At 64.7% G+C, this 12,715-nt stretch carries 14 protein-coding genes and 1 tRNA gene; 9 read left to right on the forward strand and 6 right to left on the reverse strand.

What is annotated here, in order from left to right; all coding sequences use genetic code 11:
- Positions 1 to 594: 594 nt before the first annotated feature.
- Both CFB81_RS00010 and CFB81_RS00015 read right to left on the reverse strand, forming a co-directional pair.
- Positions 595 to 1,125, reverse strand: coding sequence for a cytochrome b (locus CFB81_RS00010; RefSeq protein WP_179235886.1), 531 nt, complete (start codon positions 1,123 to 1,125; stop codon positions 595 to 597).
- Positions 1,125 to 2,210 carry a catalase family peroxidase gene (locus CFB81_RS00015; RefSeq protein WP_089434416.1) on the reverse strand — a complete coding sequence of 362 codons (1,086 nt, stop codon included), beginning with the start codon at positions 2,208 to 2,210 and terminating at the stop codon, positions 1,125 to 1,127. The genes CFB81_RS00010 and CFB81_RS00015 overlap by 1 nt, the downstream gene beginning before the upstream one ends.
- 158 nt (positions 2,211 to 2,368) lie before the next feature.
- On the opposite strand from CFB81_RS00015, the gene CFB81_RS00020 reads away from it, so the two are divergent.
- Complete coding sequence (locus CFB81_RS00020; RefSeq protein WP_089434307.1) at positions 2,369 to 2,890, forward strand: sigma-70 family RNA polymerase sigma factor; 522 nt, start codon at positions 2,369 to 2,371, stop codon at positions 2,888 to 2,890.
- Positions 2,887 to 3,645, forward strand: a complete 759-nt coding sequence (locus CFB81_RS00025) for an anti-sigma factor (RefSeq protein WP_089434308.1) — start codon at positions 2,887 to 2,889, stop codon at positions 3,643 to 3,645. The genes CFB81_RS00020 and CFB81_RS00025 overlap by 4 nt, the downstream gene beginning before the upstream one ends.
- Before the next feature lie 246 nt (positions 3,646 to 3,891).
- Here the strand turns inward: CFB81_RS00025 and CFB81_RS00030 are convergent, their stop codons facing one another.
- Together CFB81_RS00030 and CFB81_RS00035 are read right to left on the reverse strand one after the other, a co-directional pair.
- Positions 3,892 to 4,494 carry a hypothetical protein gene (locus tag CFB81_RS00030; protein WP_089434309.1) on the reverse strand — a complete coding sequence of 201 codons (603 nt, stop codon included), beginning with the start codon at positions 4,492 to 4,494 and terminating at the stop codon, positions 3,892 to 3,894.
- Positions 4,495 to 5,064: 570 nt separating this feature from the next.
- Positions 5,065 to 5,316 carry a hypothetical protein gene (locus CFB81_RS00035; RefSeq protein ID WP_143328550.1) on the reverse strand — a complete coding sequence of 84 codons (252 nt, stop codon included), beginning with the start codon at positions 5,314 to 5,316 and terminating at the stop codon, positions 5,065 to 5,067.
- Between the two features lie 773 nt (positions 5,317 to 6,089).
- Between CFB81_RS00035 and CFB81_RS00040 the strand changes: the two genes are divergently transcribed.
- Positions 6,090 to 6,166, forward strand: a tRNA-Val gene (locus CFB81_RS00040).
- A gap of 309 nt (positions 6,167 to 6,475) precedes the next feature.
- The gene (locus tag CFB81_RS00045; RefSeq protein ID WP_089434311.1) at positions 6,476 to 6,991 is read left to right on the forward strand and encodes a DUF2628 domain-containing protein; all 516 of its coding nucleotides are present in this window, start codon (positions 6,476 to 6,478) and stop codon (positions 6,989 to 6,991) included.
- Between the two features lie 100 nt (positions 6,992 to 7,091).
- Here the strand turns inward: CFB81_RS00045 and CFB81_RS00050 are convergent, their stop codons facing one another.
- Together CFB81_RS00050 and CFB81_RS00055 are read right to left on the reverse strand one after the other, a co-directional pair.
- Positions 7,092 to 7,973 (reverse strand): sigma-70 family RNA polymerase sigma factor, encoded by an 882-nt coding sequence (locus CFB81_RS00050; protein ID WP_089434417.1) that lies wholly within the window; start codon positions 7,971 to 7,973, stop codon positions 7,092 to 7,094.
- Positions 7,973 to 8,449, reverse strand: coding sequence for a carboxymuconolactone decarboxylase family protein (locus CFB81_RS00055; RefSeq protein WP_089434312.1), 477 nt, complete (start codon positions 8,447 to 8,449; stop codon positions 7,973 to 7,975). Before CFB81_RS00055 ends, CFB81_RS00050 begins: the two co-directional genes overlap by 1 nt.
- A gap of 578 nt (positions 8,450 to 9,027) precedes the next feature.
- On the opposite strand from CFB81_RS00055, the gene egtB reads away from it, so the two are divergent.
- From egtB to CFB81_RS00085, 5 genes are all read left to right on the forward strand, one after another.
- The gene (egtB, locus tag CFB81_RS00065; protein WP_089434313.1) at positions 9,028 to 10,251 is read left to right on the forward strand and encodes an ergothioneine biosynthesis protein EgtB; all 1,224 of its coding nucleotides are present in this window, start codon (positions 9,028 to 9,030) and stop codon (positions 10,249 to 10,251) included.
- Positions 10,235 to 11,248 (forward strand): L-histidine N(alpha)-methyltransferase, encoded by a 1,014-nt coding sequence (egtD, locus tag CFB81_RS00070; protein WP_089434314.1) that lies wholly within the window; start codon positions 10,235 to 10,237, stop codon positions 11,246 to 11,248. Before egtB ends, egtD begins: the two co-directional genes overlap by 17 nt.
- A 293-nt stretch (positions 11,249 to 11,541) precedes the next feature.
- Positions 11,542 to 11,847 (forward strand): hypothetical protein, encoded by a 306-nt coding sequence (locus CFB81_RS00075; protein WP_069618823.1) that lies wholly within the window; start codon positions 11,542 to 11,544, stop codon positions 11,845 to 11,847.
- A gap of 37 nt (positions 11,848 to 11,884) precedes the next feature.
- The gene (locus CFB81_RS00080) at positions 11,885 to 12,139 is read left to right on the forward strand and encodes a hypothetical protein (protein ID WP_069618822.1); all 255 of its coding nucleotides are present in this window, start codon (positions 11,885 to 11,887) and stop codon (positions 12,137 to 12,139) included.
- A 198-nt stretch (positions 12,140 to 12,337) separates the two neighbouring features.
- Entirely contained in the window at positions 12,338 to 12,706 is a 369-nt protein-coding gene (locus tag CFB81_RS00085; RefSeq protein WP_006477219.1) for a hypothetical protein, read from the forward strand.
- Positions 12,707 to 12,715 lie beyond the last annotated feature (9 nt).

The raw sequence follows: 12,715 nt of genomic DNA on the forward strand, positions 1-12,715 counted from the left end.
AAACTCTTCAGTTCAAACCTGTTACTGTTTTCGGTTCGGTTAAGAACCGGTCGCTCACTCAAAGCTGACAGGAATATGAATCACTTCATAAACCTGACTTACTTTAGTGTGAGACTCTTGATACTTTCGCTTTCTGATCCGAGGATCAGCTCGCTACCATCAAGCGCCCACACTTATCGGCTGTTAATTTTTAAAGAGCATTCTGCGAGGAACTTCGTGTTTCCCGGCAGCGCTGCGTTTTCAGCAGCAGAGAAGCGAGATTATCAACCGTTTTTTGAGACTCGTCAACAACTTTTTTAACTACTTCGTTGCGACGACTGCGGTTTAATTTCGCGTGCACTGGAATCGATAAAACCGACTTCAACAGCACCGCTTCCCTCTTCTTCCCCCGCGCTGCGTTTCCGTTAGCGCGAAAGAGGCGTGATTCTATGCATCCGCCCCGGTCTCCGCAACCCCTTTTGTGAAATATTTTTGACGTGCTATGGCGGGGACCGTTGAGCCCTTCCTGGCGCTCATATATAGGAGGCGACACGGCAGGCGCAGCCTCGGTCGCCCGTGAACTGCCCCGCCGTATCGAACACAACCGTCCGTCGATTACCGCCCCACCATCGCCCTCACCACGCCGTCCCGCCGAATCAGCCCGTGATACAGCGCCGCGGCAAAGTGCGCGAGGAACGTCAGGAAGAAGAGATAGGCCAGCACGCGATGTGCAACCCGGAGCCAGGCGAACGTCACCGGATCAGCCGCCACCAGCGCCGGCAGTTGTACGCCGCCGCCCAGCGTCACCGGATACCCGCCCGCCGACAGCATCGCCCAGCCGATCAGCGGCATCGCCACCATCAGCGCATACAGCACGAGATGCGACCCATGCGCCGCCGCCTTCTGCCACCACGGCAGATCGTCGGGCAACGCCGGCGGCTTCGACAGCATCCGCACCACGATCCGCACACACACCAGCACCAGTACGGCCACGCCCAGCGGCTTGTGAATCGCCACCAGGATCTCATGTCGCCCGGAAACCGACGCCACCATCCCCACTCCGATGAACAGCATCGCGAGAATCATCGCGGCCATCACCCAATGCAGCACCCGCGCCGGCAAACTAAACGTCGTCGAAGCCTTCATCACCGTCCCTCCCCACTCACTCGCGCCACGCCTGCCACGCCGGCCTCTTCACTCGTGCGCCGCAGATACGAATCCGCATACGCGGCCGAACGCGCGGCCAGCAACGGATCGCCCGACACCTGAATCCCCTGCGGCAGCACCGTCGGGTCGTAGTTCACGTCGCGGCACGGGCCGCTGTCCTGCGCCTCCACGCGATCGAGCACGAGCGTGCCCGCATCGATCGTCGTGCGCTGCGCGGGCCAGACCTTCGTCGCGTCGTCCACCGGGTCGCCGGGCTCCGCCAGCGTGACCAGCAACTTCCACTTCTGCGGGCCGGCCGCGATGCGCTGCGTCACGTCCTGCTGCAGCACGTTCGGATCCGCGGCCGTCGCGACGTCGCCGGCGCCCGCCGTCTGCTCCGGCACGACGCGCCACCGCACCGCCTGACGCTTGCCGGCCGCGTCGACGAAGTAGAACGCGTTCAGCCCGTAATAGCTTTCGGTGACGTAGCTCGCGCTCGGCTTCGCACCCTTCACCCATTGCAGGAACGCGCCCGCTTCCGGATGTGCGCCGAAAAACGCCTTCACCTTCGCCGGATCGGGCTTGCCCGTCTTCAGATCGGGCCGGGTCGCGAGCGTCTGTTCGTAGAACGCCTGCGGCGTCGCGACCGGAAACACCGGCATCGCGTTCATCCCGGTCCGCCATTGCTCGCCGTCCGGCGCAGTGAGCTTCAACGCGAGGCTGCGGATCGGTACGCTACTGTCCGGCGCATAAGGATTCCCGCCCGGCAACGCGAAACGCCCGACCACCGGCGTACGCACCGCCTTGAAGAACGGCGCGACCGAATACGCGCTCGCGGCGCCGTTGCCTTCGAAGTAGCCGGTCACGCACACGCCCTTCGCGTGATTACGCCGGTAGCCGGGATGGATGCCGCTGTTGGTCTGCAGCGCGTCGACGAGCCGGTGCGGGGTCAGACGCGCCGGCGCGAGCCACCCGCCGGCATATCCGAACGCCACGGCCATGCCGGCCACCGCGCCGCCGATCACGGCCCAGCGCCACCCGCCCCGCCCGGGCTCGCGCTGCGGCGAAGAAGAAGATTGCTTCATGAATGCACTCCCGATCGTCAGATCATTGTCGAACGCGTGTAGGACGCCGCCCACGCCGCTTTATTCCACGAGAAATTTTTTCGTATGCTGGAGGGAATAACCGATGCCGGCCGGCGTCCTACGCGGCATCTACAACCCTTTCGGCAACCGGCCCGGCCATGCCCTCCACCGCCCCCGACGACGAAGCATTGCGCGAACTCATCCCCCGGCTGCGACGCTTCGCGCTCTGGCTGGCGCGCGACGTCCACGCGGCCGACGATCTCGTCCAGTCGACGCTCGAGCGCGCGCTGTCGCGCTGGACGAGCCGTCGCGACGACGCGTCGCTGCGCAGCTGGCTCTTCACGATCCTGTACCGGCAATTTCTCGATGGCAAACGCAGCGCGAAGCGCTACGCGTGGCTGCTCGGCCGCATCCGCGACGACGACGAAGCGCATTGGCCGTCCGCCGAACGCGAATTCGCGGCGCGCGCGACGCTCGAAGCGTTCGGCCGGCTCTCGGACGAGCAGCGCAGCCTGCTGCTGCTCGTCGCGGTCGAGGGCTTCACCTATCAGGAAGTCGCCGACCTGCTCGAGGTGCCGATCGGCACCGTGATGTCTCGGCTCTCCCGCGCGCGCCAGGCGCTGCGCCAGCTCAGCGACGGCGAACTTCCTGCTCCTTCTCTCCGATTGATGAAGAAATGAACACGCCTCCGAACGAACACGACCTTCAGGCCTATGTCGACGGCCAGCTCGACGACGATGCGCGTGCCGCGGTCGAGCGCTATCTCGCGCTGCATCCGACGCGCGCCGAACAGGTGAAGCAATGGCAGCAAGACGCGCAGCGGCTGCGGGCCGCGCTGGAAAGCGTGCGGATGCCGGCGGACAACCCCGCGCTGGATCCGGCCGCGATTCGTGGCCGACGGGCCGAGCGCGCGCGGATGCGGTTCGCGATGGCGGCTTCGTTCGTGTTCTGCGTCGGGCTCGGCACGTTCGGCGGATGGCAGGCGCGCGGGTGGAACGCGGCGCCGCCCATCGCGCCGATGAGCGATGCGGTCAAGGCTTATCAGATGATGGTGGTCGATCGGACGGCCAAGGTCGATTACCGGCCGACCGGTGCGGGCGATTTGCAAGGGTGGCTCACCAAAGGCGTGGGCGCATCGGCGAAGCTGCCGGATTTGAGCGCGGCGGGGTTCAGGCCGGTCGGTGGGCGGCTGTTCACGACGGACAGCGGGGCGACTGCTGCAATGGTGCTCTATGAGGATGATGCGGGACGGACGCTGAGCTTCTATCTCCGGCCGGCGGAATCGGGACATCGGCTGCTGCCGAACGGGCAACGCGTGGATGGCGCGCTGCTCGCGCGGTATGGGTCGGTGAATGGGCTCAACTATGCGGTGGTCGGGCCGGCCGGGAGTCTTGGCGAGAAGGCAGTGGTGCAGGCGCTCGATCAGCAGACTTGAAGCGGTAGGATGCGCGCCCGGTTGGCGGTGGGTGGCGGCCGCCAGCGGCTTTTGTGGGGCGGCCCGACGGGCTTGAACGGGGCCCGCTCACCATTCGCATGCACAGCGTTTCGACTGACTTTCCCCGGCTGTTATGCACATCGGGCCGCGCCGGCGCCCTCACCTTTGGAATCACAGGGTTTCGAGTCGTCGCTGAACGGGATTTCCACATCGATCACGGGTAAGCGATCTGGCTTCCAAGGCGGGCTACGATCCTGTCCGTCCAGGTAGAGTCGCCACGGAGACCCGGCTGCCGGCAAGCATCTTGTTCGTTCGGCGCACAAACACCCAGTGCCAAACCCAGAGGAAAACCGCGACGCCGCCGGCGATGGAGCCAATGATATTGGGTATCAACGAAAGAACCTGGGCAGCACACCACCCGATGCCGCTGATCCGGCCGAACGAGCGCAAACCCGACAGCGCCGGATTGATACGAGACTCCGCTTCCAGGGACTTCGCGACGTTGGAAATAATGAAGAAGTCCTCGATGAAGTTGTAGGGCAAGAGGAACATCAGCCAGACGCTGTTGGGTTCGGCCACACGCGATCCCCGGCTGACCGATTTCAGGATAGTCCTGAGGTCGCTCGCGTAGGCATAGACCAGAGCCAGGAAAACCGCGATGACGACGATGCTTCCGATTGGCCCAAGCACTGCTATTTCACCGAGAACGCCGCCGTCTTCGGAGGGATAGACAAGGGGATAGGCGAGCCCAAAGGCAATGGGGATGCTCAGAATGGCTTTGAGAATGGTCCGTGCTGTTGTGCCCATGTGTATCGGATGATGGAATCGATGCGTTGTCACCGGCAGCATAGCGAACGATCATCCTCGCCGGGCGACTTTGTCCTGCCCTATGCCGCCTTCTCTCGCGACGCCAGCCGAGTCGGCGTTTGAACCGCACCGGGAAATCGTGGCGTCGAGTTGAATGGAAGCGCGATATCCACGCCCCGTGAGGTCACGCGAACGCCCTCACCGAATTCCCGTACCCTCACCCATTGAATGCACAGAATTTCGAGTGCCTTGGCTGATCGATATCCACACGGCGTTCGAGTTGATTCGCATGGTCGAATGCATGGCGCTCACCTGTCCGGCGCACAGCGATTCGACTGGTTGGGCGTGCGGGTTGTCCACATACGCGCCGTCGGCAAGCGCACGAACCCCGATGTACGTTTCGCATGCACCCAATTCTCAAGGCTTGCCTCTCTCCGTCCAGTCGCGTGCCGAAACATTCTGAGCGGCTTATCTAGGTCATGATTCGCCGAGATCCGGACCCAGCTTGTGATCCGTGCAAACGCTCACCTTTTGCCAGCACAGCGTTTCGCATCGTTTTGTGCCGCGGTTATCCACATATGAAGGCCGCGCGTTCCTTCATCGCTTCCGAAGTCACCTGGTCAGACAGACGCTGAGAATCTCGCCGGTTTCCGGAAAGACGACATCCTTCATCGACGTCCCAAGCGGATTCGCGTCATCGAAGCCGTGTCGATGGCAAACGAGCGGTTCCATCAGCGCCTCCGGTTGCGGGTAGCGCTTGTGGCGCCCTCGTCCTGCTTCGATTTCATCGTGTCCCTCGATCGCCGGGTTGATCGCCTTGCCGGATGACATGCCGTCGAGCGTGGCGATCTCGATGCCGTGCACGTGTTCCCACACGTCATCGCAGTGATGGTTCGTACCAGCGCTGCAGTGCAGTCAAGGAATCGGTCATGTCCCTGTGCCTGTCAGTTCATCCGGCTCACACCGCGGCGAGCCATCCGACGATCGCGTCGATGTTTTCGTCGGAGAGTTGCCCGACACGTTCGACACTCCCCGTAGCCGAGATCGAACTTCACGTCGAATCGCTCGCCCGTGTAGCGGCAACACAGTGCCGGCGATTCTACAGACATGAAGGCTCACGTATCGCTCGAAGCTTCACAGCATTCCGCTTCGGTTGTCCGCGCGCTGCACGCAGTGCATATCCCGCACGGATCACAGTCGACGGACTGTGCTTATCCAAAGGTGTTAACAGGGTTCGTATATATACGTAGTGATAGTTAACAAACCCTGTGCCCCACAGTGGATAACCTCTGTAACGCACTGAATTTTCAACGCGAACCGAAATGCATAACCCTGGGTGTGCGACGTGAACAGCGTCCGGCAGCACAGAACAACTTTTCGTCGATTCACAGCCGCGCCGACATATCCTCAATCGTTCCACTGTGAATCCAGAGCGTTCCCGGACGGTTATCCAGAGGGTAATGTGGATAACACCACAGCACATCGACGCGTTTTCCTGTGATGCAAACAAATGAAGCTTCAGCGTGCCCGCATCGCCAGGCCACGTCGATCGCGAGCCACCGCGCACGCCGATTCGAAAAATTTTGACGAAGGGGCTTGTGCTCCCCCAAAACCCTCTCTATAATTCGCGGCTTCTTAGGCTCGTAGCTCAGTTGGTTAGAGCACCACCTTGACATGGTGGGGGTCGTTGGTTCGAATCCAATCGAGCCTACCAACGAACAAAATGAAGGGGTCCGGCAGCACAACTTGCCTACAGGCAACGCGGCTCGCCAACATACAAACGCCACGCGGCAACCTCGCGTGGCGTTTTTCTTTTCCGGTCCGAAACAACGCATGAAGCCCCGATGCGTTGCGCGAGTCACGGCCCGGCATCGCATCGTCATCAACCTCCGATTCGCCACACAGCTGCCGCTGCGCGGCGCGTAGAATCGTGTGCGCATCGACGCGGCGGCATCGCCCGTCACCCGACTTCCACCGCATCAAAACAACGACGCGCAATCCGCGCAACTGAGAGCACACGATCATGTCCGAGGCCACGACCGCCGCTTCATCCGCGAGCAACGACGAAATCGCCGCTTACGTCGGCACGAAGGCCGCCTGGTACGAACGAAAATGGGCGATCGCCGACTCGCGCAAGAGCCGGCAATCGTGGAACTGGGCCGCGTGCTTCCTGGGCCCGGCCTGGATGGCGTATCGATGCATGTACTGGCAGGCGGCCGTCGTGCTCGCCGTCACGCTGGGCATCACGCTGGTCGAGTTGCTGTACTTCCCGACATACTTCGAATCGAGCACGCTCGACCCGATCACCATCGGGATCGCGGTCTCGCTCGGCTGGTGCGGGAACAGCCTCTACAAGCGATACGTCGAACGCCAGATCGAAAAACTGCGCCCGCACGCGACGTCTCGCGAATCGTTTCTCGCGCTGCTCGAGGCGCAAGGCGGCACGAACTGGCTGGCAGCGGCCGGTTTCGCCGTCGCGACGCCGCTGCTCGGCGTACTGCTGTACATGATCGGCAACGTCGGAGGCGCGACGTATTGATCGCGATAGCCGGCAATCGGCCACGCAGCGCAGAACGAAGAGGGCGGACGGCGCCGTCGCCATGCATCCACATCGCATACGGCACACGCTTGCACCGCCCTCAATGCAGATGCTTCAATTTGTCAGGATTCCGCACGACATAGATCGCGACGATCTTCCCGTCGTCGATCTCGAGCGCCGTCGTCTGCAGCTCGCCGTCGGCTTCCAGCGTGACGAAACCGGGCAACCCGTTGATGAACCCGGCCCGCACGAGCTTCGACGCATGCGTGGCAAACAACTCGGCCAGGTATGCGTGCACCCGCATCACCAGCTCGAAGCCGAACACCGGCTTGCCGGCCGCCGTGCGCTTGCCGCCGCCGTCCGAATGCAGGCTCACGTCCTCGGCGAGCATCGCGCCGAGCGCGCGCATGTCGCCGCTGCGTGACGCCGCGAAGAACGCTTCGGCGAGTTCGATCCCGCGCTGCTTCTCCACATGAAAACGCGGTCGCGCCTCGCGCACGTGCGTGCGGGCCCGCGCGGCGAGCTGCCGGCATGCGGCCGGGTCGCGCTGGATCGTCGTGGCCACTTCGTCGAATTCGACGCCGAACACATCGTGCAGCAGGAACGCCGCACGTTCGAGCGGCGACAGCCGTTCGAGCGCGAGCAGCAGCGGCAGCGTGACATCGTCCTGTTCGTCTTCCTCGACGACCGGCTCGGGCAACCACGGGCCGATATAGGTTTCGCGCTGGTGTCGCGCGGACTTCAGTTGATCGACGCACATGCGCATCACCATGCGGCGCAGGAACGCCTCGGGCACGCGCACCTCGGTGCGGTCGACGTTCATCCAGCGGATGAACGCCTCCTGCACCATGTCCTCGGCATCCGCGACGGAGCCGAGCATCCGGTACGCGACGCGGATCAGCGTGCGACGCAGCGGATCGAAGCTCGCCGCGGCGTCGGCCCGTTCGTCGGCGCGGCCGCTGGCCGGGTCGAGGTTCGGCATCAAGCCACCATCTTCGCGGCGGCGGCCTTCGCGTCGGCCGGGTCGACCCATAACCCGAAGCCGACGGCGAGCCGGTTCCAGCCGTTGATCACGTTGATCATCACCGTGAGTTTCACCTGTTCCTCTTCGCTGAAATGGTCGTTCAGCGCCGCATAGGCCGCTTCGTGCGCCGCGTGGCCCTCCGACAGCCGCGTGAGCGCCTCGGTCCAGCCCAGCGCCGCGCGCTCGCGGTCGGTGTAGCAGGGCGCTTCGCGCCACGCGGACAGCAGGTAGATGCGCTGCTCGGTCTCGCCTTGCTCGCGCGCCTCGACGGTGTGCATGTTAAGGCAGTTCGCGCACGCGTTGATCTGCGACGCGCGGATCTTGACCAGCTCGATCAGCGTCGGCTCGAGGCTCCCGGCGGCGGCCACCGACACGGTCATCCACTGCTTCATCAGCGTGGGGGCGGCGGCAAACGGATTGAGTTTCGCAGTCATGTTGCTTCTCCTTTCGTGTGGGTTCCGCCGATATGACGAGCGAGCACCCCGCGCGTGTGACATCGACGCAGAAAATTTTTTACGGCCGGAGAAGAAAGCGACGGCAAGCGAAGGACGGAGCCGTTGAGCGGCGCACCAAGAAGGTCGCGATATCGACTGACGAATCGGCCGCCTGACGCCGCTCCTGCGGCGCATGCGCGCCATCGACCTTTCACGCATGCCGAGCGGCTGTCACCGGACGTCAGTAGGGCGCGGCCGCGGGCACGCGTATTGCGTTTGCCGGCCAGCCCCGCTACGAAGGGCGCCGACGGTTCATTACTTACGCGTGCCGACGTCATGAATGCTTTCATTTTTCTTTCGCCTTCGTTTCATCCGAAATCCGATTCGCGACGTTCACATTTCTGGACCATACTGTTCTGCACGGGCAGATGAAGTGAAGCCGCATGAGCGGCCCGGCGCGCGCGCCGGCTGCCCGACGACGCAGCAGCAAATCGCCCGTCAGCCGCGCGCATCCCAGCGCAAGGCTTTCCCTTTTCCGGCAACGCAACGCAGCGAATCGCGACGTGAACGGTAAACCGATGAGCCTTCTTGCATCACAGCTTCAGCGCCGTTACCAGGACGTGCGCGCCCATAGCGTCGCGTTGACCGCGACGCTATCCGCCGAAGACCAGGCCGTGCAGTCGATGCCCGACGCGAGTCCGACGAAATGGCATCTCGCGCATACGACCTGGTTCTTCGAAACCGTCGTGCTGATGCGCCGCGTGCCCGGCTACGCGCCGTTCGACGACGCGTTCCAGTTCCTCTTCAATTCCTATTACGAAGCGCTTGGCCCGCGCCATCCGCGGCCGCAGCGCGGGCTGCTTACACGTCCGTCGCTGGGCGACGTGCATGCGTACCGGCAATACGTCGACGACGCGATGCTGCGCGCGCTGGCCGGCGCCGATGCGGCGCTGCTCGACGCGATCGCGCCCGAGCTCGTGCTCGGCCTGCATCACGAGCAGCAGCATCAGGAGCTGATCGTCACCGACATGCTGCATGCGTTCTCGTGCAACCCGTTGAAGCCGGCGTTCCGGCCGCATAACGCGACGGACGGCGACGCGCTCGCCGCGGGCGACGCCGGCCCGCTGCGCTGGCTGCCTCAACCCGGCGGCCTCGTCGAGATCGGCCACGACGGCGACGCGTTCTCGTTCGACAACGAACGGCCGCGCCACACCGCGCTCGTGCGGCCGTACGAGATCGCGAACCGCCTCGTGACGAATGCGGAATTCGCGGCGTTCGTCGCCGACGGCGGCTATACGCGCCCCGAGTTCTGGCTGTCCGACGGCTGGGCCACCGTGCAGCGGGAAGGGTGGCAAGGCCCCGCGTACTGGATGCCGGACGACGACGATGCGGCCGCCACGCGCGTGCGGCGCACCTTCGGCCTGCACGGCGTCGAACCGCTGGCGCCCGACGCACCGGTGTGTCACGTGAGCTTCTACGAGGCGGCCGCGTATGCGGAATGGGCCGGCGCGCGGCTGCCGACCGAATTCGAATGGGAAACCGCGTTCGCGGCCGACGGGATCCGGCAGATGCTCGGGCACGTGTGGCAGTGGACGCGTTCGTCCTACGAGCCGTATCCGGGCTTTCGGCCGCTGGCCGGGGTAGCTGCCGAATACAACGGCAAGTTCATGGTCGGCCAGCAGGTCCTGCGCGGCAGCAGCATCGCGACGCCGCCCGGGCACGAACGGCCGACGTACCGCAATTTCTTTCCGCCGGCGGCACGCTGGCAATTCACGGGGGTGCGACTTGCGCGAGACGTCTGACCTGACGGCCACGAGCGGTGGCCTGCAACCCGCCCGCGATTCGCGGCCGAGCGCGTTCGAGCGCGACCTGATCGACGGACTGTCGCGTACGCCGCGCAGCATCCCGCCGAAATACTTCTACGATGCGGTCGGCTCCGCGCTGTTCGACCGCATCTGTGAACTCCCCGAGTACTACCCGACACGCACCGAACTCGGCATCCTGCGCGATCGCGCGGCCGAGATCGTGCGGCGCGTCGGCCCGCATGCGGACATCGTCGAATTCGGCGCGGGTTCGCTCGAGAAGATCCGCGTGCTGCTCGACGCGTTCGCGGACAATTACGCGAACGCGCCGGCGCGCTACGTGCCGGTCGACATCTCCGCCGATTACCTGCACGGCGCCGCCGCGCGGCTGCGTGCGGCCTATCCGTGGCTGGACGTCGCGCCGCTCGCGGCCGATTACACGAAGGCCGAGCAACTGGCCGAGCTGACCGAAACGCCGCGGCGACGCATCGGCTTCTTTCCCGGCTCGACGATCGGCAACTTCTCGCCGGAAGAGGCCGACACGTTCCTGCGTGACGCCGCACGGCTGCTGCGCGGCGGCGGCCTGCTGGTGGGTGTCGATCTCGTGAAGGACGAGCGCACGCTGCATCTCGCATACAACGACGCGCAGGGCGTGACCGCGCAGTTCAACCTGAACCTGCTGGTGCGCGCGAACGCGGAGCTCGGCGCGGATTTCGACGTCGACGCGTTCTCGCACTGCGCGTTCTACGACCGCGAGCGGCAGCGCATCGAGATGCATCTCGTCAGCGACGTCGCGCAGACCGTGCACGTGCGCGGCCACGCGTTCCGCTTCGAAGCCGGCGAGCGCATCCACACGGAGAACTCGCACAAGTTCACGATCGACGGCTTCCACGCGATGGCACGCCGCGCGGGGTTCGCACCCGATACCGTGTGGACCGACGCGGACAACCTGTTCAGCGTGCACTGGTTGCGCAGCGTCGACGATATCCGCGCGTAACGCGCACTGTTGCGAGCCGCCCGCGCCGCAGGGCGAGGGCGGTTCGCTCCCCGTGCACACCGGCGGGTTCGATCCGATCGCCGGTTTCGTGCCGAAAATCCCCCTTTTTACCGACCCTGTGCATCGCTGCAACGGTGTGTGGAACGTCGCCTTTCCCTTGCTCCATCAGGCTTTGCGGGCACCCGTAAACGTCCGTTACCTGTCTCGCATACCCGTTTCACCTGTGTCAGCGTCCGGTGCCTAGACTCCGAACCGTAGTCACATGACGCACGACACGTGCAGGGAGTTGCGAAATGAGCAAGAAACTTATTCTCGGTGCAGTTCTCGGTGTAGCGGCGCTGGCAGCCTCGGGCGTCGCGTCGGCCCACGTCGACCTGTCGGTCGGCATCGGCGTGCCGGGCGTCTACACGGCGCCGGCGCCCGTCTACGTGGCGCCGCCTCCGCCGGTGATGTACGCGCCGGTCGGCTATCGCGACTACGGTTGGCGCGGCGACGGCTGGCGTCAGCGCGAATGGCGCGAACGCGAATGGCGCCGCCATGAATGGCGCGAGCACGAGTGGCGCGATCGCGGTGGCTGGCGTGGCGGCCGCTGGGATTAAGCGGTCCATCTGATCGTCGCAACAGGAGAGTGAAAACATGATGCCCGTGCGATACATCAGGCTGTGTGCCGCCGCCACTGTCGTTGCGCTCGCAACGATCGGCAGCGCGCACGCGGCGGGCTGCATGAAGGGTGCGGTGGCCGGCGGTGTGGCCGGCCACTATGCGGGGCACCACGCGGTGGTCGGCGCGGTCGGCGGCTGTATCGTGGGCCATCACATGGCAAAGAAGCACGCGCAAGAACAGGCCGCGCAGCACAAGGCCGCCGCGCAGGGCATGCAGCCGGCGCAGTAAGTGACCTCGTCACCGGGGCGATGCCGTGGCGTCGCTCCGGTGCTTCGTTCCCGCCGTTCCTGCGTGCGCGTACACCGCGGATTGATCCGACGAATGCGTGGCGCGCGCGCGTCGTTACGATCATTTACAACGTCGTGCGGCGCGAATGTCGCGCGTTCATACAATGCAGTCACATCAACGCGCTCCGGGGAGTACAAGATGAAACAGCAACGATATCTGTCCGTCCTGACGGCCGCGCTGCTCGCGCTCGGCTCGGTGTCCGCCCATGCGGCGGCCGGCGGCAATGGCGGGGGCAACGGGGGCGGCCATGGCGCAGGAGGCTCGGGCGGCAACGCGGGCGGCATGTCCGGCGGCCACATGAGCGGCCAGGCGCTGAGCAACTCGAACGGCATGCACGCGGGCGACCGCGACAAAGGCCTCGCGCGCGCGGCCGACCGTTCCGACACGATCGCCGATCGCGCCGGCACGCAGCCGGGCCGTGGTCACACGCACGCGCATGGCCATACCGCGCATGCGTCGACGTCCACGCATCATTCGCATCGCAACGCATTCGGCCGCACGCTGTAAGTCCGGCCA

It is taken from the genome of Burkholderia sp. AU28863 (genome assembly GCF_002223195.1).
GTDB classification, from domain to species: domain Bacteria; phylum Pseudomonadota; class Gammaproteobacteria; order Burkholderiales; family Burkholderiaceae; genus Burkholderia; species Burkholderia sola.

What these genes read in the sequence shown, in the direction of transcription:
- CFB81_RS00020 (WP_089434307.1), top strand. Translation starts at nt 2,369, where the DNA reads ATGCCCTCCACCGCCCCCGACGACGAAGCATTGCGCGAACTCATCCCC.
- CFB81_RS00015 (WP_089434416.1), bottom strand. Translation starts at nt 2,210, where the DNA reads ATGAAGCAATCTTCTTCTTCGCCGCAGCGCGAGCCCGGGCGGGGCGGG.
- CFB81_RS00085 (WP_006477219.1), top strand. Translation starts at nt 12,338, where the DNA reads ATGAAACAGCAACGATATCTGTCCGTCCTGACGGCCGCGCTGCTCGCG.
- CFB81_RS00030 (WP_089434309.1), bottom strand. Translation starts at nt 4,494, where the DNA reads ATGCTGCCGGTGACAACGCATCGATTCCATCATCCGATACACATGGGC.
- CFB81_RS00045 (WP_089434311.1), top strand. Translation starts at nt 6,476, where the DNA reads ATGTCCGAGGCCACGACCGCCGCTTCATCCGCGAGCAACGACGAAATC.
- CFB81_RS00010 (WP_179235886.1), bottom strand. Translation starts at nt 1,125, where the DNA reads ATGAAGGCTTCGACGACGTTTAGTTTGCCGGCGCGGGTGCTGCATTGG.
- CFB81_RS00080 (WP_069618822.1), top strand. Translation starts at nt 11,885, where the DNA reads ATGATGCCCGTGCGATACATCAGGCTGTGTGCCGCCGCCACTGTCGTT.
- CFB81_RS00055 (WP_089434312.1), bottom strand. Translation starts at nt 8,449, where the DNA reads ATGACTGCGAAACTCAATCCGTTTGCCGCCGCCCCCACGCTGATGAAG.
- egtB (WP_089434313.1), top strand. Translation starts at nt 9,028, where the DNA reads ATGAGCCTTCTTGCATCACAGCTTCAGCGCCGTTACCAGGACGTGCGC.
- CFB81_RS00050 (WP_089434417.1), bottom strand. Translation starts at nt 7,973, where the DNA reads ATGCCGAACCTCGACCCGGCCAGCGGCCGCGCCGACGAACGGGCCGAC.
- CFB81_RS00025 (WP_089434308.1), top strand. Translation starts at nt 2,887, where the DNA reads ATGAACACGCCTCCGAACGAACACGACCTTCAGGCCTATGTCGACGGC.
- CFB81_RS00075 (WP_069618823.1), top strand. Translation starts at nt 11,542, where the DNA reads ATGAGCAAGAAACTTATTCTCGGTGCAGTTCTCGGTGTAGCGGCGCTG.